Here is a 23,872-nt window from a genome sequence, read left to right on the forward strand (position 1 = left end):
CTATCTGTTAAAGTCACTTTGCATCCAGTTCATTTTTTTGCCGTTTTTGAGGTAAAAGTCGAACCATTGCATAATACGCACACTTAAGTCAATCTTGTTTTCTTTTATACGTATTTCATGTGTTTCATTAGGATATACAAGCATTGTATGCTCTTTATTGAGCCGTCTCAGTGCAAGATAAAACTCCATTGTTTGCGTTGCATTAACATGTCTGTCTTCTTCGCCTACCCAACTTAAAAGTGGTGTTGTAACTCCGGCAGCCTGCAGAACTGGAGAATTTTGCAGATACGATGGCATATCCTCATACAACGATTTGCCAATTCTAAATTGATGATTTTCAGTTCTGAAAAAATCAGGTCTTCTAAATGAGGGGCCGACATACAGATACGTGCTAACCAGATCTGTGACAGCTGCTCCTGCAACTGCTGCCGCAAAACGGCCAGTTTTGGAGATAATGAGATCCGTCTCATACGCTCCGAAGGAATGTCCGATAAGGCCAATTTTATCTTCTGTAATATGCCCTTTTGCGATGGCTGCATCAACAGCCGAGATCACGCTGTTTGTAACAGATTTATGCAGGTTGCCAAATTCATATAGAATGTCAGGCAAAAGGACGAAGTACCCTTGAGCTGTGAAATTCGAGACATTAAATCCAATTCCTTCCAAAAGAGAAGGATTTACATAATTATTAAAGAATGAAAATTGACGTTCATAAATGCTTACTATCATAGGGTATTTTTTTCCTTTTTCAAATCCAGCAGGATAGAATAAAATACCTTTTATTTTTTTGTCACCAACCGCATAATCAATGCGCTCGTTTCTGCCCCATAGAAAATTCTTTTGCTGGGGGTTGCTCTGAAATATTTCTTTCTTTTTTTCCTTGTAAGACATCAGTCTGGGAGCATTTTCAAAGTTCTCTTCCAAGTATAGGTAAACATCCTTTTTTTCCGCTTTGATAATCTGTGAAATTTTACGGTTCGCCCACATCTCTTCTCTAAGCCCTGATTCGTTGTTCCAGTATCCAAAACCTGTTGCGCCAGTCTCTCGGTCATAAGATGCGACCAGAAATCCTTTTTTGAGATCAAAGCGGTATTTTCTATAATGGATATCATCGTAATACAGCTTATCATCGAAGGCTTTAATTCTGTAGGTCTTTTGTATTTCACGTCCTTTGGTCAGTCTTTTTTTTGTTTTGCTATCAAAGGAAATGCACCAGAGGTCATACTTATCATAGAGCAGAACCTCATTGTTTTCTGTCCATCCCGCCATTCCGTAATAAACTTCCTCTTGCGGTCTGTCAAGGTCTTCCACGAAAAAAGAACTTGAAATGCCGGAAGTTAGGCAAGTGCTTTCATTTCGGGCCACGTCGTAAATCCACCACTGTCGGCCTTTGGCGTAGCAGAGCTGCTTTCCGTCAGGCGATACCTCCGGTTTGGTATCCGGAAGATAGTGCGCTGTGACAAGTTCTTTTTTGCCTGTTTTTATGTCAAGAGCATAAAGATCATACGGACAGTTCTGCCTAGTCTGAGGCTCATAGGCCACCGGGTCATAAATAAAGGCGTGGCGGTAATCCGCACCTAAAAAACAACCGGGAAATTCTTCTGTGGTTATCTGCTTCACAGTGCCTTCCTTAGTGTCCCAAACGGCCATTTTATCAGCCCATCTATAATAAGGCATGTATTTTTTAAAATCAGTGAGCAGCTTATCTTTTGAATTCCATATCTGTACAGCATCAGAGCTGCTTTCATAAAAGTCGGCTTTTGGTTCTTTAATCCAGAAAAACACCATAAATCCGTCCAAAGAAGCTATTGGATTTCTATGCAATTCGCTGGAAATCTTCATTTCAGCTGGAAAAGACTTCGATGTTGCTGGATCAAGTGCAATGAGCCTATCTTTTTTGATTTCATAGCTGAAAAGGGACGGCGAATCCTTTTTGTTTTCTATAAAAACTATGGATTCCTCTTTCCAAATCAAGTTTTGAAAAGGTGATGCATGATTATCGGCAATTGTTTTTTTTACAACTTTATCAGTAAAAAATAGGGCAGAAATTCCAAAACTAGTGCATTCATCAGTGGCGTAAACAATTCCATTGAACCCAGGATCAAAACAGTATGTCGTTATGTTCGATACACTGCATATTTTTCTGCCAGTTCTGTCGATCACTTCTAAGGATAGTTTCTGATCAAGAGTTTTTAGAATAACGGCGATAAACTTCTGATTTTTTGAAAATCTAAAATTAGCGACATCAGGTTTTTTGAAAGGTTTTTGTGTTTTCAGGTCAATCACAGAAAGAGTATCCTTTACAATGCACGCAAAATCAAGCTCTCCATTAAACCTTCCTTCTCTTCCCAAGGGAAAGGCAATTTTTTTGCGTCCCGAAATGCTCTGAACGAAAAGTGTGTCTGTCTGCTGATAGTCATACCGAAGGCGGTAGCTTGCATAGTTGCCCAATTCCGATATTTTATCGGGAGTAAGAAAGCTCCATAATTTATAGTCATCAACATTAGGAATTCTTTTTTGATTAGCCTGCCCCGATATTCTGGGGCAGATTACTAACCAAAAAATGAAACAGGAAATCCTGAGAAAAGAACGTTTATTTACGATTTTAATATTCTGCATTCTGGGTTAGATTTGGATTTAACAATAATTCTGATTGCGGAATTGGCAGTACGCGGCATTTGCTCTTCCATTGAGGTTTTATTGGTGGGAGTTCGCTGTCGAGTCTGCTGGTTCTTTTAAGGTCAAAAAAACGATGCCCAAATTCCGTAAATAGCTCGAGACGGCGCTCTTGCAGTACTGCATCAACAATCTGTTGGGATGTTTGGGCAGAGGTATCCGAAAGTCCGGCAAGCGTTCTGACCTTATTAAGATCCTCCTTGGCTCCAATTAGGTCGCCAAAGTGCGCCCGACTTTCCGATCTGATCAGATATTGCTCTGCCAATCGTAGGACTATAGAGTATTCCAATGATGTTGGAGTGGAGGACCGCTGTTTGTATTTATAGGCATGAAACCATACTTTCGTGCTATTGGCTACTGCTTTTAGCCAGTTTTTTTTGCGCAGATCGATGTTGCTAAAAGCATTTACCAGATCAGCTGTGATTGCATTGTTTGGCGGAGGTCCCTGTAAGAAAATGAAAATATTTCCTTCGTAGGTATTCGACCCTGCTTTAGAAGGCATTAGCTGCCAAATCGTTGAGGTGCTTTCTTTTAGAAAGACTCCTTCGTTAGACAGTGGCCATTTGTATAATCCGGTCTGGTTGATAACGGCAGATGCATTGTTTGAAGCCTCTTCCCACAGTTCCATGTAAAGGCATACTCGTGCTAGAAGTGCGAGTGCGGCAAATTTATTGGGACGTACCCTCTCGGTTCCTATATAATCTGCCGGCAGCAGTTCTGAGGCCTCTTCAAGATCTTTTTTTATGAGAATATAGGCCTGTTTTTCTGGTATTGCTGATGCTGTACCGTTAAGTTTGTAATCAGTTGAAGTCAGAAAAGGTACCGCTCCGAAAGTGTTTGAGAGATAAAAACAAACTAATCCTCTTACAAACAGCGCTTCACCCTTTAACTGGCCCTTTTCAGATGCACTGAACGACGATCTGGCAACACCTTCCAGTACTGCATTTGCTGCATAAACCTGATTGTAACTGCTATTCCATAATTCTGAAATTTCTGAACCGGAGGCAAAAAGGGTATTGGAATAAAAATTGGATTGCGAAGTTCCAGACAGGCCATAATACTGCAGCTCATCGCTATAAAGACCAAGCTGTCCCGACAGTCCGGTGCGGCTGCCTGTGAGCAGTCCTTTTTCTCTAATTTTGGAATATATGTCAGTCATGGCGGCATCTGCCGCTCCTTTATTCTCAAAGACTGCATCAGATGAAAGCTGGGAGACCGGCAGATCGATGTCTGTGAAGTTTGAGCATGAGACTATCAGGAGCGAACCTAAAGCAAGAGCTTCAAGTCGGAATTTTTTAAAATTTATTGTTTTCATCCTTGATAAGATTAGAAGGTTATCTGTATGCTAGTTGTGTAAATTCGCAGGGGAGGCAGGTATCCTGCAATCCTAAATTCAGGATCTATCCCTTTGTAACTTGTCAAGGTCAGGATATTCTGCCCCTGTAAACTGAGCCTGCACGTCATTTTTTTTGTCCATTCTTGCGGCAGCCTATAAGAAAGAGAAATGTTTTTTAAGCGTATAAAAGAAGCGTCTCCGATTGCTGCATCGCTCTGTATAAGCCTGCTGTTAGCAATGCTGCGTGCACCATTGCTGTCGCTGTATCCCTGATATGGGCCAGCATCGCCAGGATTCTGCCAGTGTGCGAGAGCCCCAGTAGGCTGGTTGTTCATTGTGCCGGGCATTGGATTTGCTGAATTCTCATTGTAGTTTTCCTGCTTGACAAACTGAAAAAGAAAATCAAACTCAAAGCTGCGGTATTGGAAGATATTTTGAAGTCCGCCGTAAAATTTTGGATTCAGATTCTTAATGGTCTGCTTATCATCGGCAGCATTTAAAATGCCGTCACGATTCACGTCTTCGAACTGGTAAACGCCTGTCATGGGATCAACACCGGTGGAGTGGTAAACTTTCAGGATATTAAGAGGCTGGCCGATTACATATCTGTTTTTATATGTTGATGCCTGTAGTCCAGGATAGGAAATCAATTCATTTCTTGCTGCGGTAAGATTGAAATTAGTTGTCCAGCTGAACGAATTGTTTTTCATATTAAGGGTTCTTAAGGTGAATTCCATTCCCTGATTCTGGACGACTGCTTCAAGATTTGCCTGAATGGATTGAAAGCCAGTAGTGCCGGGTAGCGGTATGCCTACAAGCTGGTTTGAAGATCGGTTTCTATACCAGGCAGCTGTGAGGAAGATCCTGTCTTTCATGAATCCCAAATCAATTGCAGCTTCAAGCTTTTTGTTGACCTCCCAACCAAAATTTGGGTTGAATAGCCTGCTTGGTTGTATACCTGCGATTCCCTGGTAATTAAATCCAGACGAATTATAAGTATCCAGATACTGGTAATCGCCAATCTGGTCGCTCCCGCTGGTACCGTAGCTGGAACGGAGTTTTCCAAAGCTTAAAAAAGAAAGATTTTCTTTTATGGCTTTTTCCTCAGTAAAGACCCACGCCGCCGCGGCAGAACCAAAATCTGCAAACTGCCTTCCGGGGCCAAAGCGGCTTGAGCCGTCGCGTCTGCCGGTAAGGTTCACTATATATTTCCCTGTCCAGTTAAAATTAATTCGGGCGAAAACGGAGTTATATCGGTAAAGGTTCTCATCACTGTTTAAAATACCTGTCGTGGATGCCGAGGCTGGATTCTCAATAAGATTGTTATTAGAAAATCCCGTTGCGTATCTCACCAGATTGTTGCCTCTCTGCTGTTGGAAAGTCGTTCCCAATAAGGCCTCTAATGAAGCATTGCCAAGGCTTTTTTTCCATGCGAGCTTTGGTTCCGCAATCCATGAACTTCTTTTTACATCATTGGTATAGACTGACGAGAACTCGCTGCCAAGTCCATATGCCGGATTATAGACCGTTGAAGGCTGTACGTTAAGCTGCTGCTGATTCAGGTTTGTATATCCCAAACTGGTACTCAGGTTAAAGCCCGCTCCGATTTCGTATGACAGCAAGGCATTCGCTATCATATCAGATGTATCACCTTTTGTCTTAGCCTCTAAAGCAGCTAGAGGATTGTCAAATGTATTATTTTCCCAGTTCAGGTTTCCTTGATCGTTATAAAGTGCAGGGGCATTTGGAGGAAGTATTGCTGCTGACTGACTAAAGTCCGAAGACGGCAGTTTGCTGAGCTGTACCGTATAAAGTGCAGAAAGCGTCAAACTGAACCTCTTATCAATCGATTCATGGTTTAAACTCAAGTGTCCGCCTGCCTTAACATAGTCAAAGTTTCCAGGAAAGACTGTAGATTCCCTATGATAATTTCCTCCAAGTAGAAATTTTGTCTGCATTGAGCCTCCAGAGATAGAGGCTTGAATATTAGTGTATTCAGTGGTGCCCCCGATTAGCATTTTTTGCCAGTTCGTATTTCTGTTCTGGTCCCACATTCCGTTCACATCATACGCAGAGACTGGATATTGGGTTACGCCGTCATTTGCAAAAGCCTCCTTACGCATTGCAAGGTAATCCGGAGTACTTAGGACATCCTTGAATCTTGTGACCTTGCCAAGCCCATAATCATATTGGCCATTAAAACTGGTTGTACCCGCCTTCCCTTTTTTTGTTGAGATCAAGACAACTCCGTTTGCTCCACGTGAACCATAAATGGAGGTGGCATCGGCATCTTTTAGGACTTCAATGGAATCTATATCGGAGGGATTGATACTGTTCAGTGGACTGTTCTGGGAAGGCATGTTTGTGGAGGTATAGGTACTTCCTACACTCTGGGAGGAATATGGAACGCCATCGATGATGTACAATGGATTATTACCTTCGTTTCTTATGCTGTTCTGGCCTCGGATTGCAATGGCGAAGCCTCCGCCAGGCATGCCAGTGTCCTGTGTTACGCTGACACCGGCCATCCTTCCCTGCATGGTGGCAAAGACATTGGAAACAGGCTGAGTTTCGATCTCTTTGGAGGTGATGCGTGCTATGCTTCCGGTGCGGTCGCTTTCCTTTACCGTATAATAGCCTGCGTTGATTTTTATTTCCTTAAGTTCTGTGGAATCAAACTCTAGAGAAAAGTCAATCTTAGCACGGCCTTGTATCGGAATGAAAGCCGTCTTATATCCTATAAAGGAAACAATTAAAGTGTCATTAGGCGATGCTGCAAGCGAGTACTGTCCGGTGTAGTCCGATATTGCAGAGGTATTTAAGGAACTTTTAAGTGAGATGGTGACACCCGGGAGGGGAACTGTTCCGTCGGTTATGGTTCCCCTTACCTGATGCTGTTGGAAAATTGAAGTGAAACACCGATTTGAATTCCGTGCTGAAGATGATGAAAAAGTCAGCAAGATGCCAGTAAAAATTAGGCAATAAAGAGCTCTTCCATCCTTGTAAAATGAAAAATAATTCATAATATTGGTTTTGGTTAGTTAAATGGTATTTGATTAGCTAAGGTCCTCTACGCTAGTTTGGTCGCTGCCGTTGAGGGCCATTTTTTTGCTTTGAGATTAAGCAAATAATAAATTTTTTTTAATTCACAGGCATTATTATTTCGAGGTTATATATTACCTATGCGATAGAAAAATAGAGAAGATATTGCTAAGAATTAAGAAGATGAGTATAATAAAAAAGGCGCGGAACTCAGCTTATCGAACGGAGGTACTGGTATACCATGCAACAATAAGTGAGCCCACGCCAAAAGACGTGAGCATCATACTTATCATCCCGTTGCTAAAAATTACCAGTTTTCCGTCCGAGATTCAAAGCGAATGCTTCAATATTTTTTTGAAGAATCGCAAAAATAATATTTTTTACAAAATGTATGACGTAAAGATAAAAAATAAAATGACAAATATGTCATTGTCTGTGATTTTTTTTCTTGGTTGCTTTGGTAAATTATGGGACAAATTAAAAATGATAGACTTCTAACAGCCGTAAAGCTTGTTCTTAAAGAACTTCGCTTGAAAACTGGTTTGACCCAAGAAAAAGTCGCAAACGATATTAAAGCTAATAAAAATCTGACAATTCATATCGGCAGAAACGAATCTGGTAATTTGAATATTAGTATAAGTACGCTATTTGAAATTTGTAATTATTATGAAATTTCGATTTCAGACTTCTTTAGACGTGTAGAAGAGATTGATAAAGATTTAAAGATTATTAAGCCAAAAAGTAAGTAAAAAAATGCCTTTCTATATTTGAAAGGCATAAATTTTTAAGGAGAAATTTACTTTTTTGACTCCTCAATAGAAACTTTTCTAAACTCTTTTAAAAGTTTTTCAATTTCTAAAGAAGCTTTACGTGCTCTGGCTCCAGCGGCTTTTACTCCTTTTTCTGATAAAGATTCAGATTCTGTTTTAAACGTTTCGATTTCTGCGTTAATTTTTGCAATAAGATCATTCATAATAATTGTTTTTTTAATTACGCGGGCAAATATATATTTTTAAAATTTAAAATAGCTTTATGCATCATAGACTTTCCGTTCTAAGCTGTTCAATGAAATAAGCTGTTGGCATTCCCGTTTTGGCTTTAAATAACTGAGCAAAGAGTTGTTTGCTTCCGAAACCAGCTTCTTCTGCCAATGCTAAATTATTATATTTTCTTATTTTTTTGTCATTGTGAAGTAGGTCAATGATATGTTCAATCTTGAGATCATTTATATAATCTTTGAATACCTTCCCACTATAATTACGGATGATTCTTGATACATATGTTTGATTGGAATTAAACATTACAGCCAATTTAGATATGGTTAAATCCTTCTGCAGAAATTTTTTTTCGTTTTCGAATTTTTTCAATTGTTTAATTATATGGGAAACTGTTTCCGGATTAATGTCTGTTAGATTTTCGGTAGCTGTTTTGAATTTGTCTTTAATAACCTTGCCAGAATTCAGTTGCAGCATTAACTGATCAAAGTTTTTTTTATAAAGTCTCCTGTTTCTAAAGTGATTAAAGGTCAAAAATAGTGATAATAAGAGCAGTGCAAGTGCCAAACCTGTGAATGCATAAACTTGTTTTTTCTTTTTTATGAACTGCTCCTGGATTTTTTCTTTCTCAAATATCAGCTCATTTGTATCATACTCCTTGTGAAGTTTACTGACCAAATATTTATAGGTTTCATTAAGGTAGTTATCTGCCAGAAGCAGTTGATCGATACAATACAATTGTGCATCTAAGTTATTTTGTGTCTTATAATATTTGATTAATAATTCATATGTCTCGCGCAAGTCCGGTCTAATATAGCCATGGCTTTTAAATATTTGATCAACTTTCAAAAAATAAGATACTGCATCTTCATAGTTTTTTAATCTCCAATAGCTTTTACCAATGTAAAAACAGCTTATAGATTCACTAGCAAAATCTTCATTTTTTTTGATCTGGTCTAATACTGATTTAAGATTTTTTATGGCATCATTATAATCTTCCTTAAAAAATTGGTTGACTGCTTCTGAATGGATGAAATAGGGGATCATGTCCTTATTTCCCAGCCGTTCGCTTTCGGATATTCCTAAAAGATTAGTCTGGTTACATTTACCATAATTTCCAATTTTATTGTATGAAAGTCCCAGGGCATGAAGAGAATTTAAATATGGCCTTGATTCTTCATCTTTAAAATGGTCTACACACTCAATCAATAAAGAAATGGCTTCATCGTAATATCCTAAATAGGATTTGATAACCGCAATATTATACTTTACCTTAAATTTTAAATATTGATCCGAAGTTTTGTAAATGTATTTGTTTGCTTCTATGTAATTGTCTAAAGCTTCATGAAGTTCTTTTTTACTATAATATACAATCCCTTTAGACAGATAAGCTGAACCCAGTAAAGAATTCATACCGGATTTTTGCGCTGCCAATATCATGCTGTCGGCATAAATTAATCTTTGTTCTTCTGGTGATTCATGAAGGATATTTTGATAGCCGTTAACAATTTCTCTATAGTTCTGTTCCGTTTTTGCCTTATAAAGATACGTGTACATGTAAACTGAGGCTTTGCTGCTGTCTCCTCTGTAGAGATAAATTTTATCGTCCAGGTATTCGAAGTTTTTGTTCCTTAAAGAATCAGGTATCCGAAAATTATTTCTTTGGGATAGAATTAATTGAGTAGCGATAAGAATAAAGAGATAGCGATGCTGAGTCATATTTTATGATTTTAAGTAAAATCTTCTATAAAGGGAGAATCAAACCGTTCTAGTCTCATTAACGTCTCCATAACATAAAAGTAACATAAAACTTACATAAAACGTTGAACTGTAGTGAATTAATTTAAAAAAAAGTGGGTATGGATTTACCGAAAATCTATACCATAATTACCGAAAACCCACACTCATGTGCTTGCCTGGGATTTTGAGTGGGAGTAGATTTGTTTCGAATTCAATAGCAAAATATCGGGCATCGTGCCAGATAGAGGTTCTGCTAATCCGGATGAAATGAACTAAGAAGAAATTCTTATTCACATCAAAAAAACAAATCATGAAAAATTTTTTATTCACCAGTTTTATGTTTTTATTATTTAGTTCTTGCTCAACTGATTCAGAAGTTGCAATTGACAAAAATCTAATTTCTAACCCTGAAAGTCATGAAAGCAAAGCAACATTTCCTTTGAGTTCTAAAAATCCGTACGATAGTCAAGGCTTAGAATATTATAAAACATTACAGAAATTTTTAAAAGAAAATAGTTATCCCAATTCAGCGGCTGAAATTAGTAAACAAATTTCATTTTTATCGGTTTCTGGAAAGGAGAATCGAACTGGAAAAGCGTTTAACCTTGGATACTCGGAGCAGGAGATTTTAGAAATACTGGACAGTCCGGAAACAAAACTTATTGAAATTGTGGAAAACAGTTCAATAAGTTCTTCAAGCAAAATGATGGTAAACATGTTTGTTCAGAGTTTAATTGTTCAAAAAAATTCAGAATACGCGAGTATTCGCAACTATATAATTGATTTTGATGCTGATATTATCTCAAATGAGGATTTGAATTCTGAAGAAAAGGAAACAATTCTTACGGTATCAACAATTTCCAGCTATGCGTTGTTTGCAGAAGCGGAACGTAAGGATCGTGACTGGGAAAAATCAGTAGGGACAAAACCTGCCCGACCTTTATTTAAAGCAAATGAAGTTTCCATTACTACAGTAATAGCTTTGCTTAAAAAGCTATTGTAGGGAATCGAAACGTTATTATAATAGTCCAATATGAAACTGCCCATTATATTTTATGTCGCTTTGTTTTTCTTTAATCTGTTGAGTCTATATTTTATTAAATATGTTCTTCTTTAATATTAGTGAAGATCTCTTGAAATGCGATTACGGAAGAACGATGTTCTATTCTCAATATGTGAACATACTTTTGAATCTCTATCTTCTATGCTACATCGCTATAAAAAATAGGTTTGATGAATAACAGGATTGTTTCCTTTTAAGTTTTCAAAAATTCTAACTTAAATTATGCTGAAAGATTTAATAAATATTGAAAGAATTGAATTGTCTGCAGATTTGTTCAAGATCTATTTCGTCAAGAAATATTTTACCAAGACCGCTGTTGACGAAACTTTTGTGATACGAAATCCAGCTGTGCTTTTAATGAAATCCGGCACTTTTAAGATGCAATTAAGGGAAGTTAATGAGGATTTAAAGGCGCATGATCTGCTGTTGATGCCGAAGGACACTACAATTACGCAGGTGAGTGCGGGAACAAATCTCCAGTTTTTCTTGATTGCGTTTTGGACAGAAAGAAATGGACATTCTATGAGCTACAGTCAGAGCGATTTCCTGTCCAAGTATGCAGGAAGTGAAGCCGTAAAGATTACTCTAGAAGAGAGTGACTATAGGGTGTTATCGTTAATCTGCAGACTGTTGTATGCCGAGATAAATATGAAGCTTTCCACTGAATATGAAATTAAACTGCAGCAGATCAGTCTGAATCTGCTGCTTTTTGAATTGAATCTTATTAATATGAAGTACTTATCAGCTACTGATAAGAACCACTCGCGGTCGGAAATTCTTGTTTTGCAGTTTCTATCTACTTTATCTATACACTGCCGCAAACACCATAATGTAAAATTCTATGCAGGTGTTCTTTATGTGAGTCCGCAATATCTAGGTGAGGTGGTAAAAAAAGAGACTGGAAAATCTGCAAAAAAAATTATAAACGAGGCTGTTCTATCAGAGATAATAGGTCTTCTCGAGAATCCTAACTATTCCATGGCCGAGATAGTAGAGCAAATGGAATTCAGTTCGGTTACCTCTTTCAGCATCTTTTTTAAGAAAGCGATGGCGTGCACCCCATCTCAGTACCGTAAGAATACTATCGAAAGATTTAAGACTCGCTAGTCTTCACTGTTAACTACTATTAAAACATGAAAATGATGAATAATGAATATCCTTTAGAATGGCTGGATTCATTAGTGTTGAAGTATTTTAATCCCGCTAAGACAGATGTCACTAAACTTACAGAAGCCGATTTGGCAGAGATAGAAAAAAATGGTGTACTTGAAATTGCCCGTATCCAGGTCAGAATCAAAAATGAAATTTTTGCACTGAAAAGAAAGAGGCAGATCAGATTACTGGTTAGAAAATATCATACCACCCTAATATTTCTGATGGACAATATGGTCGAAATTTGTAAAAACGGTACTTTTAAGGTACCCAGATTATCCAGGACTGCAGATAATATTATTAGATATCTGGACGAACTGCTGTCATTTTTGGAAAACAGGTATGCCGCCTACTTAAGCCTAGATGAAAAGGTACCATTATCCTATCTGTTGGTTTCGCGTAAAGAACTTCAGTTAAAGCTCAAAAAGTTACAGAACCGAAATCCGAAAATGAAGGAATCCAATGAGCGGCAGGTTTTTAAATTAGTGACTGAAGAATTAACACAGGCGCTTTTGCTGCTGAATAGAAGCAGAATTACATTCCGGCAGCTGTTATACCAGAGAAGTGTTTTGAAGGAATTGGAAGAAATGGATGATTATTGCGAGAGCACTCTTTTTTCATTTTTGGACTGCAAACTGATCGGACTGAACTTTAACAGCAAAAAATATATTGATTTACTGCTAAAAGGACTGGCTGAAAAACTTTTAACGGCGGAAAGTATTACGGAAAAATTAAGTCTGCTTTCGTATTTTTTTAAAGAGTTTCGACAGGTTAAATCAAATTCGGGAATGTTTTTAAACTCAGATGTGCAATCCATTGTTGAAATCGTTGACAACTGGATTCAAAGCGAGATAAAGTACTATGAGAGACTTTTGGAACTTTCAGCGTCTGGAGATACGAACATTGGATCTATAGCGGAGAATAAGGTTGAATGTGATCTTTCTGCAGATCAGATCGGAATAATACTCCGGGCTGCGGATGAGGCACGAATAGTTAAGGCCAGATCTATGAGTCTGGTGTTTCAAAGAATCGTTCCTCATTTATCGACAGGGTTTAAAAAGCAGCTTTCGTATCAGTCGGTAAGGAGCAAATCTTACAATGCGGAGGAAAGCGATAAAGATATTGCCATTCTTACACTGGAAAAAATGATAAAAAAGATCAAGTCGTACTAGAACTGCAATTTCTTTTGATAACATGAAACAAAACGGCGTAAGCTGATACTAATGTTATAAAAGAAAGAACTAAAATTTCATTGTCTGATATTTAGCTGCAAAGCTTTTTAATCAAAATTATTTTAAAAATTTAAATCAGAAATTATGATGACCTTAATCGCGATATTCTTTCCTTCTCTTTCTTTTCTTCTGAGAGGAAGAGTGCTGACTGCGTTACTGTGCCTTATTCTCCAAATTTCACTTATCGGATGGATACCTGCAGCCATATGGGCAGTATTGTCTCTTCAGAATTCAAGAGCAGACAGACGCAACGCAAAACTTATTAAAGCAGTGAGATCAAAATAAAATAAGCTCATTGACCAATGGAGTCCCTGATACCTTTACGGTTTTCAGGGGCTTTTTTTATGATTATATATTTCTGCAGTGCCAGTTTTTCCAAGGGGTACAAAGAGGTACAGAAAAAGTTGTACTTGTAGCGCCTGCCTTCTAATTGTTCCTTTGTCCTGTAATAAAATTAGAATGTACAGATTGATTTTTATAGAGGAATGTTTAATGATAAATGAGAAAAATTATGCTTGAAGCTATTTCATGGGGAACTTATATAACAGTTGTGATAGTACTGTTGGGATTGTGGTACGGTTACCTGATTTTCAGGTTTTATTCATGTAAACTGAAAGATGTTTTTAAAGGAAATTTAAATTGGGACTTTTTTAAGAAGAGTTCAGAAAAAAGAAGCGGGCCTTTTGCGGAATTTGAAGCACCTTTTGACACTTTAGGAGATGCCGAAGAATTGTATAGGAAAATTGTAAAAATATTTGCTGAAAGTGATAACAGTACTATATCCAGGCAGGAATTCTTGAACTATTTGCGGTTTGTACTGGAAGAATACCCATTTGTAAAGCAGTCTGCTTTACGATCCAAAATAAACTCGCTGATTGTCCTCGAGAGCCAGAAGTATCCGTTATTACTGTTAAATTCAGAAGACGCGGACGGTTTGTGGGAGGTTGAAGAATAATAATATGCAGAGAAAAGTCCCCTGTTCGACCTCGTGCGGTATGGCGGAAAGTGACAAGGAAATAGGTACTGTAACAGCGGTTTTTCTCTGCTTTTTTCAAAAGAAGTTTAATGTAAATGAAGTGAGATGATGAAAAGGTGTGTTAGGAAATTAAAATGTTTCTGGATTGAAAACAAGGTAACTATTATCTGTCTTGTACTGCTTCTTGCGGTTAATGGCAGTGGCTATGGACAGGACGGCGTTGCCGGAATTAATGAAGCAAATCAGAAAGTACGAAGCTATTTTGACGCAGGTACAGAATTAATGTATGCTGTGGGTGCAATTCTGGGTTTGATCGGAGCAGTTAAGGTATACCAGAAATGGAATGCGGGAGATCCTGATACAGGGAAAGTGGCAGCAGCCTGGTTTGGCAGCTGTGTGTTTTTGGTAGTAGTTGCTACTGTGATTAAATCTTTTTTTGGAGTCTGATGGCGTCAAGTGTCTACCAGATCAATAAAGGTATCAATCAGAGTATTGAGTTTAAAGGTTTGAAAGCACAGTATATCTGGTATCTGGGCGGAGGAGTTGTAGGTTTATTAATTGTATTTGCTGTTCTTTTTATAGTCGGCATTCCCTCGCTAATCTGTGTAGGGATGATTGGCATCGCTGGTACCGTACTGGTCCTGAAGATTTATAAAATGAGCAGGCAGTACGGAGAACACGGGATGATGAAGGCCCTGGCGAGAAGACAGCTTCCACGAAATATACGGGCATGCAGCAGGGTAGTTTTTATGTTTGATAGCCGTAAAAAGTGAATAGTGAAAAATGAGGAGTGATGGAGAAAAAGATAGAAGATGTTTTGCCGATAATGGACGTACAGCATGACTGTATTTTATCCAAAAGCGGAGATATTACAGTGGTATTCAAGGCGGATCTGCCGGAAATATTTACTTTATCAGATCAAGAGTATGAGGCATTTCATCAGTCGTGGATAAAGGCAGTCAAAATATTGCCGAAGTTTACTGTTTTTCATAAACAGGACTGGTTTTTAGAAAGCAGGCATAAAGCTAATTTTGAAAATGAGGACAGCAGTTTTTTAACCAGAAGCAGTGAGCGTTTCTTTAATGAAAGACCATTTCTGGATCATTCCTGTTATATCATGATTACTAAGAAACCGGACGGAAGGAAAAATTCCAGCTCGCTGTTTTCGAGTCTTATCAGAAATAGTCTGGTACCTGAAGAAACACTTAAGATAGAGCGGCTTCAGGATTTCGTTGACAGCACCGGGCAGTTTAAAAGAATTATGGAGGACAGCGGATTCGTAAAGCTGGCCAGACTTAGAAATGATGAACTGAAAAGCCAGAGCAGGAAAAGAGGCCTTATTGAAAAGTATTATTTCTTATCCGGAAATGAAAGTTCATTTCTCTACCGTGATCTCAAATTTTCAGACGGGATGCAGATAGGGGATAAGCACAGCCAGCTCTTCACGCTTGGGGATGCTTCCGATCTGCCGGCATTATGCGGGTCGAGGATCAATTTTGACCGGTATTCCACAGATAAGACCAAGTTCAGTATAGGATTTGCCTCAACGCTGGGACAGCTGTTGTCCTGCAACCACATCTATAACCAGTATATATTTATTGAGGATGCACAGAAGACTATACAGAAGCTGGAAAGCAAGAGACTTCGTCTGCAGTCGCTGTCTGCTTACAGCAGGGAGAATATGATCGCCAGGGATGCGACCAATGATTTTTTGAACGAAGCCATTTCCCAGCAGCGGCTGCCGGTTAAAGCGCATTTCAATGTACTGGCATGGACTGACCAAAAGGAAGAGCTTAAAGAAATAAAAAACAAGGTTTCATCAGCGCTTGCGCAGATGGATGCGGCCGCCAAACAGGAAACGGTCGGCGCTCCGCAGATTTACTGGGCAGGCATTCCAGGCAACGCCGCAGACTTTCCGATGAACGATGCTTTTGACACCTTTACCGAGCAGGCTGTCTGCTTTCTGAATCTGGAAACAGGCTACCGGTCCTCACTGAGTCCCTTCGGCATCCGGCTGGGAGACCGTCTGACCGGCAAACCAGTTCATGTGGATATCAGCGATGAACCTGTTAGGATGGGTATCTGTACAAACAGGAACAAATTTATATTGGGGCCTTCCGGAAGCGGCAAGTCTTTTTTTACCAATCATATGGTCAGAAGCTATTATGAACAGGGAACGCATATCGTGCTGGTGGATGTGGGGCACAGCTACAAAGGATTGTGCGATATGGTCAACGGCTATTATTTCACCTATGACGAAAAGAATCCGATCCGTTTTAATCCCTTTTATATCAGTGGAGGAGACAGTCTGGATACTGAGAAAAAAGAGAGCATTAAAACACTGCTGCTGGCATTGTGGAAGAAAGATGATGAAACATTCAACAGAAGCGAGTATGTGGCGCTTTCCAATGCGCTGCAGCTTTATTATGAAAACCTGGATGCGGATAAAACTGTTTTTCCGTGTTTCAATACGTTCTATGAGTTCCTGAAAGAGGAATTCGTGCCCATCCTGCAGAACGATAAAGTGAAAGAGAAAGACTTTGATGTCAATAATTTTCTCTATGTGCTGCGTCCTTATTACAGCGGAGGCGAGTTTGATTATTTGCTCAATGCCACAGAAAATCTGGATCTGTTACAGGAACGCTTTATCGTTTTTGAACTGGATAATATCAAAGACCACCCGATACTATTTCCAGTGGTGACCATCATCATCATGGAAGTGTTTATCAGCAAGATGCGTAAACTGAAAGGCATACGTAAAATGATTTTAATAGAGGAGGCTTGGAAAGCCATTGCCAGGGAAGGAATGGCGGAATATCTGCGGTATTTATTCAAGACCGTTCGCAAGTTCTACGGCGAGGCAATTGTGGTAACCCAGGAGGTTGAAGATATTATTTCATCACCTGTAGTGAAGCAGGCCATCATCAACAACAGCGACTGCAAAATACTTCTGGACCAGAGCAAATACCAGAACAAGTTCGACCAGATTCAGGAACTGCTTGGGCTGACCGAAAAAGAAAAAGCATTGGTGCTTTCTGTAAATAAAGCCAATGATCCGGATAAGAAATACAAGGAGGTATTTATATCGCTGGGAGGAATGCAGTCAAAGGTTTACCGAACTGAGGTGTCACTGGAAGAATACCTTGCTTACACTACAGAGGAAAGCGAGAAAGTAAAAATGAACCAATACGCGGCAAAGTTCGGCGGTGATATCAAAAAAGGAATCGCTGCCATGGCCCGAGACTTAAGAAACGGAACCTAAAATTTTATGAAATGAAAACAAAAATTAAAGCAATTACCTGTGTCATCTGTTTTCTCCTAACCAGTATGCCCGCAAGACCGGCGGACAAGCCAGCGGCGCTGCCCATACTGGAGATTGTCAAGGCGGTTACAAAAAAAGTGATAAAGGCCATTGACCTTGGCATACAGAGGCTGCAGAACAAAACAATCTGGCTTCAGAACACGCAGAAGCAGATTGAAAACACGCTTTCAAAGTTAAAGCTCAATGAGATTTCGGACTGGACTAAAAAACAGCGTGATGTGTATAAGGATTATTATGAGGAACTCCAGAAAGTAAAATCGGTTATTACCTATTACCAGCGGATCAGGGAAATTTCTGCCCAGCAGACCCGCCTGATAGAGGAATATGAAAAGGCGTGGTATCTTTTCAGGAGAGACGCACACTTCACGGTCTCGGAACTGGAATATATGAAAAAGGTGTATGACGGCATTCTGGAAGAGAGCATGAAAAATATCGATCAGATTTTTTTAATCATAGAATCCTTCACCACCCAGATGAGCGATCTGAAGAGGCTGGAAATCATAAATGCGGCGGCAGATCAGATTGATTCCAATTATAATGACCTGCGGCTTTTCAACCAGCAGAACGTGCTACTGAGTCTGCAGAGGACCAAAACAGCTGCTGATGCTAAAAAAGTGAAACAATTTTACGGAATTCCGTAATCAATTCAAAAAAAGATGAAAAAGATACTATTGGTGTTTGCGGTGTTGGGCTTATCTGTCTGCCAGCTTCAGGCGCAGCAGGCCAAGCAGAGGAGAATGCTGCTGCTTCAGATTGCCGCGCTGCGGACCTATTCGGATTATGCGGCCAAAGGATATAAGACAGTGAAAAGCGGACTAAATTTTATTTCAGACGCGAAAAAGGGAGAGCTCAGCCTGCATAGCGATTATTTCACGTCGCTTTCAGCAGTAAATCCCAAGGTGAAAAATTACGGCAGGGTTGCTGAAATAGCCATGCTTCAACTGGAGATCCTGAAAACTTATAAAACAGTTTTTCGAAACCTCCAGGAGGATGATCTGTTTTACGGCAGTGAAATGGATTACATTGAACGAACCTTTACACGGCTTTTGCAGAGCTGCGACGAAAGTCTGGATACGCTCCTTTTGATTACTGCAAGCACAAAGCTGGAAATGAGGGACGATGAACGCATGGAGCGAATTGATAAACTCTATGAGGCAGCCAGTGAAGATTATGCTTTCTGCAGGAAATTCAGCGGGGAAATACAATTGCTGGCATTATCGAAAGCCAGAGAGAAAAATGATGTCAAACAGGCCGGGAAACTGCTCGGCTTATAAATCAACGGATGATGAAAAGGATGTTTTTAATTTTTACAGTTTATCTGCTGCTAGGTATTCCTTCGCCGGTAAAGGCGCAGTCAGCCGAAATCCAGCAGCTCATTTTGAATATCGAAAAACTGTCCCAGTTTAAAAAGATATTGAGTGATATGAAAAAGGGTTACAATATGCTGAGCGGTGGCTATAAAACGGTAAAGGATATGTCTGAAGGGAATTTTTCCCTGCACAAGACTTTTTTGGATGCCCTGATGCAGGTGAGTCCTGTTGTGAAAAATTACAAAAGGGTGGGAGACATTGTGGAATATCAGGTTACGCTGATAAAGGAAAGCCGCAAAGGCATTGACAGGATCCTTACAAATGAAAGCTTCAGCTCCAACGAGATACAGTACTTTGAAAAGGTGTATTCGAATCTCAGTAAAGAAAGTCTGAGGAATATAGAGGAGCTGACTTCGATAATCACGGCCGATACATTCAGGATGTCAGATGATGAAAGGCTTGAAGCAATTGATAAGATCTATGCGGACATGCAGCAGAAAGTGCTGTTCCTGCGGGATTTTAACGGTTCAGCATCTGTGCTGGCTTTACAGCGCTCCAAGGAACTTAACGATGCACAGACTGTGCGCAGCTTCCAGTTTAAGAATTAAACCTATTGATATGAGAGAGATTTTTAAAACAGCTTTTCTGCTTTTTCTTGTTCCTGCTGCAGGTTCTGCACAGGGACTCGGAGATGATATCGGCAGCCTGCACAGTATTCTGGAGCAGCTTTATGAGGAGATGATGCCGCTCTGCAGCAATCTTATGGGAGTGGGGCAGGGAATAGCGGGATTTGCTGCAGTATTTTATATTGCCTCAAGGGTTTGGCGCCATATAGCCAATGCAGAGCCTATTGATTTTTATCCGCTCTTCAGGCCTTTTGTGATCGGTTTCTGCATCATGATTTTTCCTTCCGTGCTCGCGCTAATTAACGGGGTCATGAAACCCACGGTCACCGCCACCGCATCGATGGTAACGGGCTCCAATAAAGCAATTGAAGTGCTGCTGAATGAAAAAGAAAAAGCAGTCAAAGAAAGTGCACCCTGGAAAATGTATGTGGGAGTGCTCGGTACAGGCGACCGGGACAGATGGTATAAATATACGAATGAAGGAGCTGACCCTGCTGATGAAGGGCTTATGGAGGGAATAGGTAATGATGTGAAATTTGCCATGGAAAAAGCTTCGTACAGTTTTAGGAATTCTGTTAAAGAGTGGGTAAGCGAGGTGCTTCGGATTCTCTTCGAGGCTTCGTCCCTCTGCATTGATACGCTGCGGACCTTTCAGCTCGTGGTGCTCTCTATATTGGGACCGCTGGTTTTCGGAATAGCAGTCTTTGACGGATTTCAGCATACTCTTACAGTATGGCTTGCCAGATACATCAATATCTATCTGTGGCTGCCGGTTGCCAACATTTTCGGCAGCATTATCGGAAAGATTCAGGAACAGATGCTGAAACTGGATATCTCCCAGATCAATTCCTCCGGCGACACCTTTTTCAGCAGAACCGATATCGGGTACCTGATTTTTATGATCATAGGTATTGTTGGCTATTTTACAGTGCCCTCAGTAGCCAACTACATCGTGCATGCATCAGGGGGAAGCGCACTGGGACAGAAAGTGACCAGTCTTTTCGGCGGCTCGGCCACTTCATTCCTAGGCGGTGCTGCAACAGGAGCGGGAATGGTTACGGATTCGATGGGCAATGCGGCAGGGAAAATGAGCCAGAGCATGTCCTCTTCTGCGACCTCGTCGCCATACCTTGAAGAAAAGGGAAGCTATATGAGCGACAGGCTGAAAGGAAATTCTAAAAATTAAATGCACCGATTATGTTTACCAAGATGAAAAATATAGATACGGCTTTCCGTCATATCAGGGCTTTTACAATGCTCATTATCCTTTCCTGCGCCGTTATCACCTGTTACGGACTTTATAAAAGTTTCAGCTCAGCGGCTTTAATGCAGGACAAGGTATATATCCTTGCCAATGGAAAAGCGCTCGAAGCTTACGCATCAGACCGTAAAGATAATGTAGCGGTAGAGGCCAGGGATCATGTCAGGACATTCCACCAGTTTTTCTTCAGTCTTGATCCTGATGACAAAGTGATTAAAGCCAATGTAACCAAGGCGCTGTATCTGGCTGATAATTCTGTTAAACGGATCTATGATGATCTAAAAGAAAACGGTTACTACTCCGGAATCATATCAGGGAATATCAGCCAGAGCATTTTGATAGACAGTGTCAGCATCAATATTAATGAATATCCCTACCGCTTTAAATGTTATGCCAGACAGAGCATTATCCGCACTACGAGCATTCTAAACAGGAACCTGATCACAGAGGGTACCCTGCGCAATGTTTCAAGGAGTGATAATAATCCGCACGGCTTTCTCATTGAACGCTTCAAAACGCTGGAGAATAAGGACCTCAGTACCTTAAACAGAAAACCATGAAAAGCTTATCTAACAAACAAGTGATGAACCCTAAGGGTGTACGGCTGTTTGAACTGCTAAGATCCTCCTGGGCAGCTGCCATGAACAGGCTGACTAAAGACCTTACCAGAACGCAGCTGTACGGCGCGCTGACGGGATTTATTATCATAGGTGTGCTTATTAGCATTTATGCCGGAGTAAGAGGTTTAAGAGCTCAGAGACCCGCATCTATCGAGATTGATGCAGTTTCGGTAATCAGATCCCCTTATTCAGAGCAGAGGACGACGCTGGATTTATTAGAGATACCGGTTAGAAACGATAGGAAAGAATCCCGTCTTGACCGATACATAGACAGCGTTATAAAAGGATCGGATAAACATAACAATGTAGAGGTGGAGTCCTGCAGCGCTGGATTCACGCAAAAATAAACAGATAAAAAATTGATATTATGGAAATAAAAATGCTTTCAGCCCGGGAATTAAAGAACCGCAAAATGCTGCTGGTGCTGCCCTTACTTATCCTTCCATTCTTAACGCTGCTGTTCTGGGTACTTGGCGGAGGAAGAGGAACAGCAGCTGACAATGCAGATGCAGAAAGGACGGGACTAAATATGCTGCTTCCAAATCCGAAATTAACGGAAGATTCAGCTTTGGATAAAATGAGCTACTATGACCAGGCATCGCTGGATTCGATAAAACTTCAGGAACAGAAGAAAAAAGATCCCAATTATGCAGTGGGACCAGGAGAAGAAAATATTTTGGCAGAGCAGAGTGCTTTTGATGCTGATGCAGCCTCCTGGAAAGGAAAGTACGCAGGTCTGAACACAGCGGGTTTGCGGCCCGATAATGAAAAGAAAATGTATGAGAAGCTGCAGGCCCTTCAGAAAGCCATTGCCGAGCCTCCCAAATCCGGACGTTATGGGCAGGATATGGGTGAATTTCAAAACCAGAAAATGCCTTATGGCGATGCGGCTGAAATGAAAAACTTAGAGCAGCTTATGTCTGCAATGAGTGTGCTTTCCGAACCAGATCCCGAACTTGCCCAGCTGGGCGGAATGCTGGAGAATATTCTCGATATCCAGCATCCTGAACGTGTCCAGGAAAAGCTGAGACAGAATTCCAAACTGCATAAAGGAAAAGTGTTTTCCGTTAGCAAAAAAGCCGATGACCAGCACATAAGCTATTTCCAGAGTGTTGAGCCGGCAGCCGGGCAGCGGGATTCCAATTCCTTTTATTCTATGGATGCAGATGCTGTGAGTGATGAAGCGCAGAATGCCCTTCAGGCGGTGGTTCATGAAACGCAGACCATTGTAAACGGTTCAATTGTGAAAATAAGGCTGGTAAACGATGTCTTTATAAATGGCTTTCTGATTCCCAAAAACAGCTTTGTCTTTGGAACGGCATCAATGAAAGGCGAAAGGCTCGAAATAAAAATCACCACAATAAAATCACAGAATTCCATTTTCCCGGTAGAGCTTTCCGTTTTTGACATCGACGGTATTAAAGGCATTAACATCCCAGGCACTATTAACAGGGATGTTGCAAAAGCATCCGCCGACAGGTCCATGCAGAGCATCGGACTTTCGGGAGTCAGTGATTCCTGGGGGGCACAGGCTGCAGGAATGGGAGTGGAGGCCGCTAAAACACTGCTGAGCAAAAAAGTCAAACTCATCAAAGTTGCCGTTAAAGCGGGATATAACGTGCTGCTGTACGACGAAAAAGAAAAAAATGAAAAGTAAACAACCTAAAAAACTGAAGATGAAAAAGAGTCAAATCATAAGCGCGATCTGTTTTTTTCTGGCGGTGGTCTCTGGTTACGGGCAGTACAACAGCATTGGAGATTTCTCAACGATACAGCTGAGTTATGCAAAGACTACCAGTATTTTATTTCCGTACGGGGTCAAAAGTCTGGATATTGGGAGCAGAGATGTGCTTGTCCAGCAGGCTAAAGGAGTTCAGAACGTACTGCTGCTTAAAGCAGGCAGGAAGAACTTTGAACAGACCAATTTGACGGTGGTCACCTCCGACGCCAGGCTTTACGTATTTGTGCTGAATTACGATGAAGTATGTCCGGACTTACATATAAAGGCGGAAAATACATCGGGATCAAGCAAAGAGATTTTATTTTCACAAGAGAACGAAAATGAGAAGGAAATAGAGCAGTTAGCCGTACTTGCCTTATCAAAAGCGAAAAAGACCAGCGGATTAAAAAAAAGCAGACATCAGATTAGCCTGGAAGTGAACGGCATCTTTATATCACAAGATGTGCTGTATATAAGAGTAGTTTTTGCAAACAAATCCAGAATTAAGTACGATATCGACCAGCTTCGTTTTTTTATAAGGGACAGGAGCAGATCAAAACGGACGGCATCTCAGGAGATTGAGCTGCAGTCGCTGTACACTACTTCGGTATCCGAGGTAATACCTGATAAGTCCGAAGTCGTAAAAGTTTACGCGCTTGAAAAATTTACCATTCCGGAGAACAAGCACCTGACACTGCAGCTTATGGAGAAGAACGGAGGAAGGAACTTAGAGGTTAATATTAAAAATAAAAGGATTACGGAGGTTTTCCCAATCCAGGAATAGACGAAGGCAGTTTTTAA

At 40.3% G+C, this 23,872-nt stretch carries 22 protein-coding genes; 17 read left to right on the forward strand and 5 right to left on the reverse strand.

Annotation, left to right across the window (positions count from 1 at the left end):
• From ABEB31_RS14030 to ABEB31_RS14040, 3 genes are read right to left on the reverse strand one after another with little or no spacing between them, the layout of a single operon-like run.
• Complete coding sequence (locus ABEB31_RS14030; protein WP_347052262.1) at window positions 1-2,619, reverse strand: S9 family peptidase; 2,619 nt, start codon at window positions 2,617-2,619, stop codon at window positions 1-3.
• On the reverse strand, window positions 2,606-3,991 hold the full coding sequence (locus tag ABEB31_RS14035; RefSeq protein ID WP_347052263.1) for a RagB/SusD family nutrient uptake outer membrane protein: 1,386 nt from the start codon (window positions 3,989-3,991) through the stop codon (window positions 2,606-2,608). The genes ABEB31_RS14030 and ABEB31_RS14035 overlap by 14 nt, the downstream gene beginning before the upstream one ends.
• 11 nt (window positions 3,992-4,002) lie before the next feature.
• The gene (locus tag ABEB31_RS14040) at window positions 4,003-7,035 is read right to left on the reverse strand and encodes a SusC/RagA family TonB-linked outer membrane protein (protein ID WP_347052264.1); all 3,033 of its coding nucleotides are present in this window, start codon (window positions 7,033-7,035) and stop codon (window positions 4,003-4,005) included.
• A gap of 486 nt (window positions 7,036-7,521) precedes the next feature.
• Between ABEB31_RS14040 and ABEB31_RS14045 the strand changes: the two genes are divergently transcribed.
• A complete protein-coding gene (locus tag ABEB31_RS14045) occupies window positions 7,522-7,803 on the forward strand; it encodes a helix-turn-helix domain-containing protein (protein ID WP_347052265.1) in 282 nt (93 codons plus the stop codon).
• A gap of 47 nt (window positions 7,804-7,850) precedes the next feature.
• On the opposite strand, the gene ABEB31_RS14050 is transcribed toward ABEB31_RS14045, so the two are convergent.
• Both ABEB31_RS14050 and ABEB31_RS14055 read right to left on the reverse strand, forming a co-directional pair.
• Window positions 7,851-8,027, reverse strand: a complete 177-nt coding sequence (locus ABEB31_RS14050) for a histone H1 (RefSeq protein WP_347052266.1) — start codon at window positions 8,025-8,027, stop codon at window positions 7,851-7,853.
• Window positions 8,028-8,091: 64 nt separating this feature from the next.
• A complete protein-coding gene (locus ABEB31_RS14055; RefSeq protein WP_347052267.1) occupies window positions 8,092-9,768 on the reverse strand; it encodes an AraC family transcriptional regulator in 1,677 nt (558 codons plus the stop codon).
• A 331-nt stretch (window positions 9,769-10,099) separates the two neighbouring features.
• Between ABEB31_RS14055 and ABEB31_RS14060 the strand changes: the two genes are divergently transcribed.
• The 16 genes from ABEB31_RS14060 to traN all read left to right on the forward strand — a co-directional run bounded on the left by ABEB31_RS14060 (window position 10,100) and on the right by traN (window position 23,855).
• Entirely contained in the window at window positions 10,100-10,792 is a 693-nt protein-coding gene (locus ABEB31_RS14060) for a hypothetical protein (RefSeq protein ID WP_347052268.1), read from the forward strand.
• A 282-nt stretch (window positions 10,793-11,074) separates the two neighbouring features.
• On the forward strand, window positions 11,075-11,959 hold the full coding sequence (locus tag ABEB31_RS14065) for a helix-turn-helix domain-containing protein (protein WP_347052269.1): 885 nt from the start codon (window positions 11,075-11,077) through the stop codon (window positions 11,957-11,959).
• 32 nt (window positions 11,960-11,991) lie between these two features.
• Window positions 11,992-13,176, forward strand: coding sequence for a hypothetical protein (locus ABEB31_RS14070; protein ID WP_347052270.1), 1,185 nt, complete (start codon window positions 11,992-11,994; stop codon window positions 13,174-13,176).
• Window positions 13,177-13,320: 144 nt separating this feature from the next.
• Window positions 13,321-13,521, forward strand: a complete 201-nt coding sequence (locus ABEB31_RS14075; RefSeq protein ID WP_347052271.1) for a YqaE/Pmp3 family membrane protein — start codon at window positions 13,321-13,323, stop codon at window positions 13,519-13,521.
• 214 nt (window positions 13,522-13,735) lie between these two features.
• Window positions 13,736-14,191, forward strand: a complete 456-nt coding sequence (locus ABEB31_RS14080; protein WP_347052272.1) for a hypothetical protein — start codon at window positions 13,736-13,738, stop codon at window positions 14,189-14,191.
• A gap of 129 nt (window positions 14,192-14,320) precedes the next feature.
• Window positions 14,321-14,659: a DUF4134 domain-containing protein gene (locus ABEB31_RS14085; protein WP_347052624.1), complete on the forward strand. Its 339-nt coding sequence runs from the start codon at window positions 14,321-14,323 to the stop codon at window positions 14,657-14,659.
• Window positions 14,659-14,985: a DUF4133 domain-containing protein gene (locus ABEB31_RS14090; protein WP_347052273.1), complete on the forward strand. Its 327-nt coding sequence runs from the start codon at window positions 14,659-14,661 to the stop codon at window positions 14,983-14,985. The genes ABEB31_RS14085 and ABEB31_RS14090 overlap by 1 nt, the downstream gene beginning before the upstream one ends.
• Before the next feature lie 20 nt (window positions 14,986-15,005).
• Window positions 15,006-17,474: a TraG family conjugative transposon ATPase gene (locus ABEB31_RS14095; protein WP_347052274.1), complete on the forward strand. Its 2,469-nt coding sequence runs from the start codon at window positions 15,006-15,008 to the stop codon at window positions 17,472-17,474.
• Window positions 17,475-17,485: 11 nt separating this feature from the next.
• Entirely contained in the window at window positions 17,486-18,175 is a 690-nt protein-coding gene (locus ABEB31_RS14100) for a conjugal transfer protein TraI (protein ID WP_347052275.1), read from the forward strand.
• A gap of 15 nt (window positions 18,176-18,190) precedes the next feature.
• Window positions 18,191-18,808 (forward strand): hypothetical protein, encoded by a 618-nt coding sequence (locus ABEB31_RS14105; RefSeq protein WP_347052276.1) that lies wholly within the window; start codon window positions 18,191-18,193, stop codon window positions 18,806-18,808.
• 11 nt (window positions 18,809-18,819) lie between these two features.
• Window positions 18,820-19,452, forward strand: a complete 633-nt coding sequence (locus ABEB31_RS14110; RefSeq protein ID WP_347052277.1) for a TerB family tellurite resistance protein — start codon at window positions 18,820-18,822, stop codon at window positions 19,450-19,452.
• Between the two features lie 10 nt (window positions 19,453-19,462).
• Window positions 19,463-20,656 carry a conjugative transposon protein TraJ gene (gene traJ, locus ABEB31_RS14115; protein WP_347052278.1) on the forward strand — a complete coding sequence of 398 codons (1,194 nt, stop codon included), beginning with the start codon at window positions 19,463-19,465 and terminating at the stop codon, window positions 20,654-20,656.
• An 11-nt stretch (window positions 20,657-20,667) separates the two neighbouring features.
• Window positions 20,668-21,291 carry a conjugative transposon protein TraK gene (gene traK, locus ABEB31_RS14120; protein ID WP_347052279.1) on the forward strand — a complete coding sequence of 208 codons (624 nt, stop codon included), beginning with the start codon at window positions 20,668-20,670 and terminating at the stop codon, window positions 21,289-21,291.
• On the forward strand, window positions 21,288-21,698 hold the full coding sequence (locus ABEB31_RS14125) for a hypothetical protein (protein ID WP_347052280.1): 411 nt from the start codon (window positions 21,288-21,290) through the stop codon (window positions 21,696-21,698). Before traK ends, ABEB31_RS14125 begins: the two co-directional genes overlap by 4 nt.
• Window positions 21,699-21,730: 32 nt before the next feature.
• Window positions 21,731-23,008: a conjugative transposon protein TraM gene (traM, locus tag ABEB31_RS14130; protein WP_347052625.1), complete on the forward strand. Its 1,278-nt coding sequence runs from the start codon at window positions 21,731-21,733 to the stop codon at window positions 23,006-23,008.
• 19 nt (window positions 23,009-23,027) lie between these two features.
• Window positions 23,028-23,855 (forward strand): conjugative transposon protein TraN, encoded by an 828-nt coding sequence (traN, locus tag ABEB31_RS14135; protein WP_347052281.1) that lies wholly within the window; start codon window positions 23,028-23,030, stop codon window positions 23,853-23,855.
• Window positions 23,856-23,872 lie beyond the last annotated feature (17 nt).

Origin of the sequence: Flavobacterium olei (assembly GCF_039749035.1) — a bacterium.
Classification (GTDB): Bacteria; Bacteroidota; Bacteroidia; order Flavobacteriales; family Flavobacteriaceae; genus Flavobacterium; species Flavobacterium olei.

What these genes read in the sequence shown, in the direction of transcription:
- traM (WP_347052625.1), top strand. Translation starts at nt 21,731, where the DNA reads ATGCTTTCAGCCCGGGAATTAAAGAACCGCAAAATGCTGCTGGTGCTG.
- ABEB31_RS14085 (WP_347052624.1), top strand. Translation starts at nt 14,321, where the DNA reads ATGAAAAGGTGTGTTAGGAAATTAAAATGTTTCTGGATTGAAAACAAG.
- traN (WP_347052281.1), top strand. Translation starts at nt 23,028, where the DNA reads ATGAAAAAGAGTCAAATCATAAGCGCGATCTGTTTTTTTCTGGCGGTG.
- ABEB31_RS14105 (WP_347052276.1), top strand. Translation starts at nt 18,191, where the DNA reads ATGAAAAAGATACTATTGGTGTTTGCGGTGTTGGGCTTATCTGTCTGC.
- ABEB31_RS14110 (WP_347052277.1), top strand. Translation starts at nt 18,820, where the DNA reads ATGAAAAGGATGTTTTTAATTTTTACAGTTTATCTGCTGCTAGGTATT.
- traJ (WP_347052278.1), top strand. Translation starts at nt 19,463, where the DNA reads ATGAGAGAGATTTTTAAAACAGCTTTTCTGCTTTTTCTTGTTCCTGCT.
- ABEB31_RS14080 (WP_347052272.1), top strand. Translation starts at nt 13,736, where the DNA reads ATGAGAAAAATTATGCTTGAAGCTATTTCATGGGGAACTTATATAACA.
- ABEB31_RS14090 (WP_347052273.1), top strand. Translation starts at nt 14,659, where the DNA reads ATGGCGTCAAGTGTCTACCAGATCAATAAAGGTATCAATCAGAGTATT.
- ABEB31_RS14060 (WP_347052268.1), top strand. Translation starts at nt 10,100, where the DNA reads ATGAAAAATTTTTTATTCACCAGTTTTATGTTTTTATTATTTAGTTCT.
- ABEB31_RS14100 (WP_347052275.1), top strand. Translation starts at nt 17,486, where the DNA reads ATGAAAACAAAAATTAAAGCAATTACCTGTGTCATCTGTTTTCTCCTA.
- ABEB31_RS14065 (WP_347052269.1), top strand. Translation starts at nt 11,075, where the DNA reads ATGCTGAAAGATTTAATAAATATTGAAAGAATTGAATTGTCTGCAGAT.
- ABEB31_RS14035 (WP_347052263.1), bottom strand. Translation starts at nt 3,991, where the DNA reads ATGAAAACAATAAATTTTAAAAAATTCCGACTTGAAGCTCTTGCTTTA.
- ABEB31_RS14030 (WP_347052262.1), bottom strand. Translation starts at nt 2,619, where the DNA reads ATGCAGAATATTAAAATCGTAAATAAACGTTCTTTTCTCAGGATTTCC.
- ABEB31_RS14125 (WP_347052280.1), top strand. Translation starts at nt 21,288, where the DNA reads ATGAAAAGCTTATCTAACAAACAAGTGATGAACCCTAAGGGTGTACGG.
- ABEB31_RS14050 (WP_347052266.1), bottom strand. Translation starts at nt 8,027, where the DNA reads ATGAATGATCTTATTGCAAAAATTAACGCAGAAATCGAAACGTTTAAA.
- ABEB31_RS14040 (WP_347052264.1), bottom strand. Translation starts at nt 7,035, where the DNA reads ATGAATTATTTTTCATTTTACAAGGATGGAAGAGCTCTTTATTGCCTA.
- ABEB31_RS14095 (WP_347052274.1), top strand. Translation starts at nt 15,006, where the DNA reads ATGGAGAAAAAGATAGAAGATGTTTTGCCGATAATGGACGTACAGCAT.
- ABEB31_RS14055 (WP_347052267.1), bottom strand. Translation starts at nt 9,768, where the DNA reads ATGACTCAGCATCGCTATCTCTTTATTCTTATCGCTACTCAATTAATT.
- ABEB31_RS14045 (WP_347052265.1), top strand. Translation starts at nt 7,522, where the DNA reads ATGGGACAAATTAAAAATGATAGACTTCTAACAGCCGTAAAGCTTGTT.
- ABEB31_RS14075 (WP_347052271.1), top strand. Translation starts at nt 13,321, where the DNA reads ATGATGACCTTAATCGCGATATTCTTTCCTTCTCTTTCTTTTCTTCTG.
- traK (WP_347052279.1), top strand. Translation starts at nt 20,668, where the DNA reads ATGTTTACCAAGATGAAAAATATAGATACGGCTTTCCGTCATATCAGG.
- ABEB31_RS14070 (WP_347052270.1), top strand. Translation starts at nt 11,992, where the DNA reads ATGATGAATAATGAATATCCTTTAGAATGGCTGGATTCATTAGTGTTG.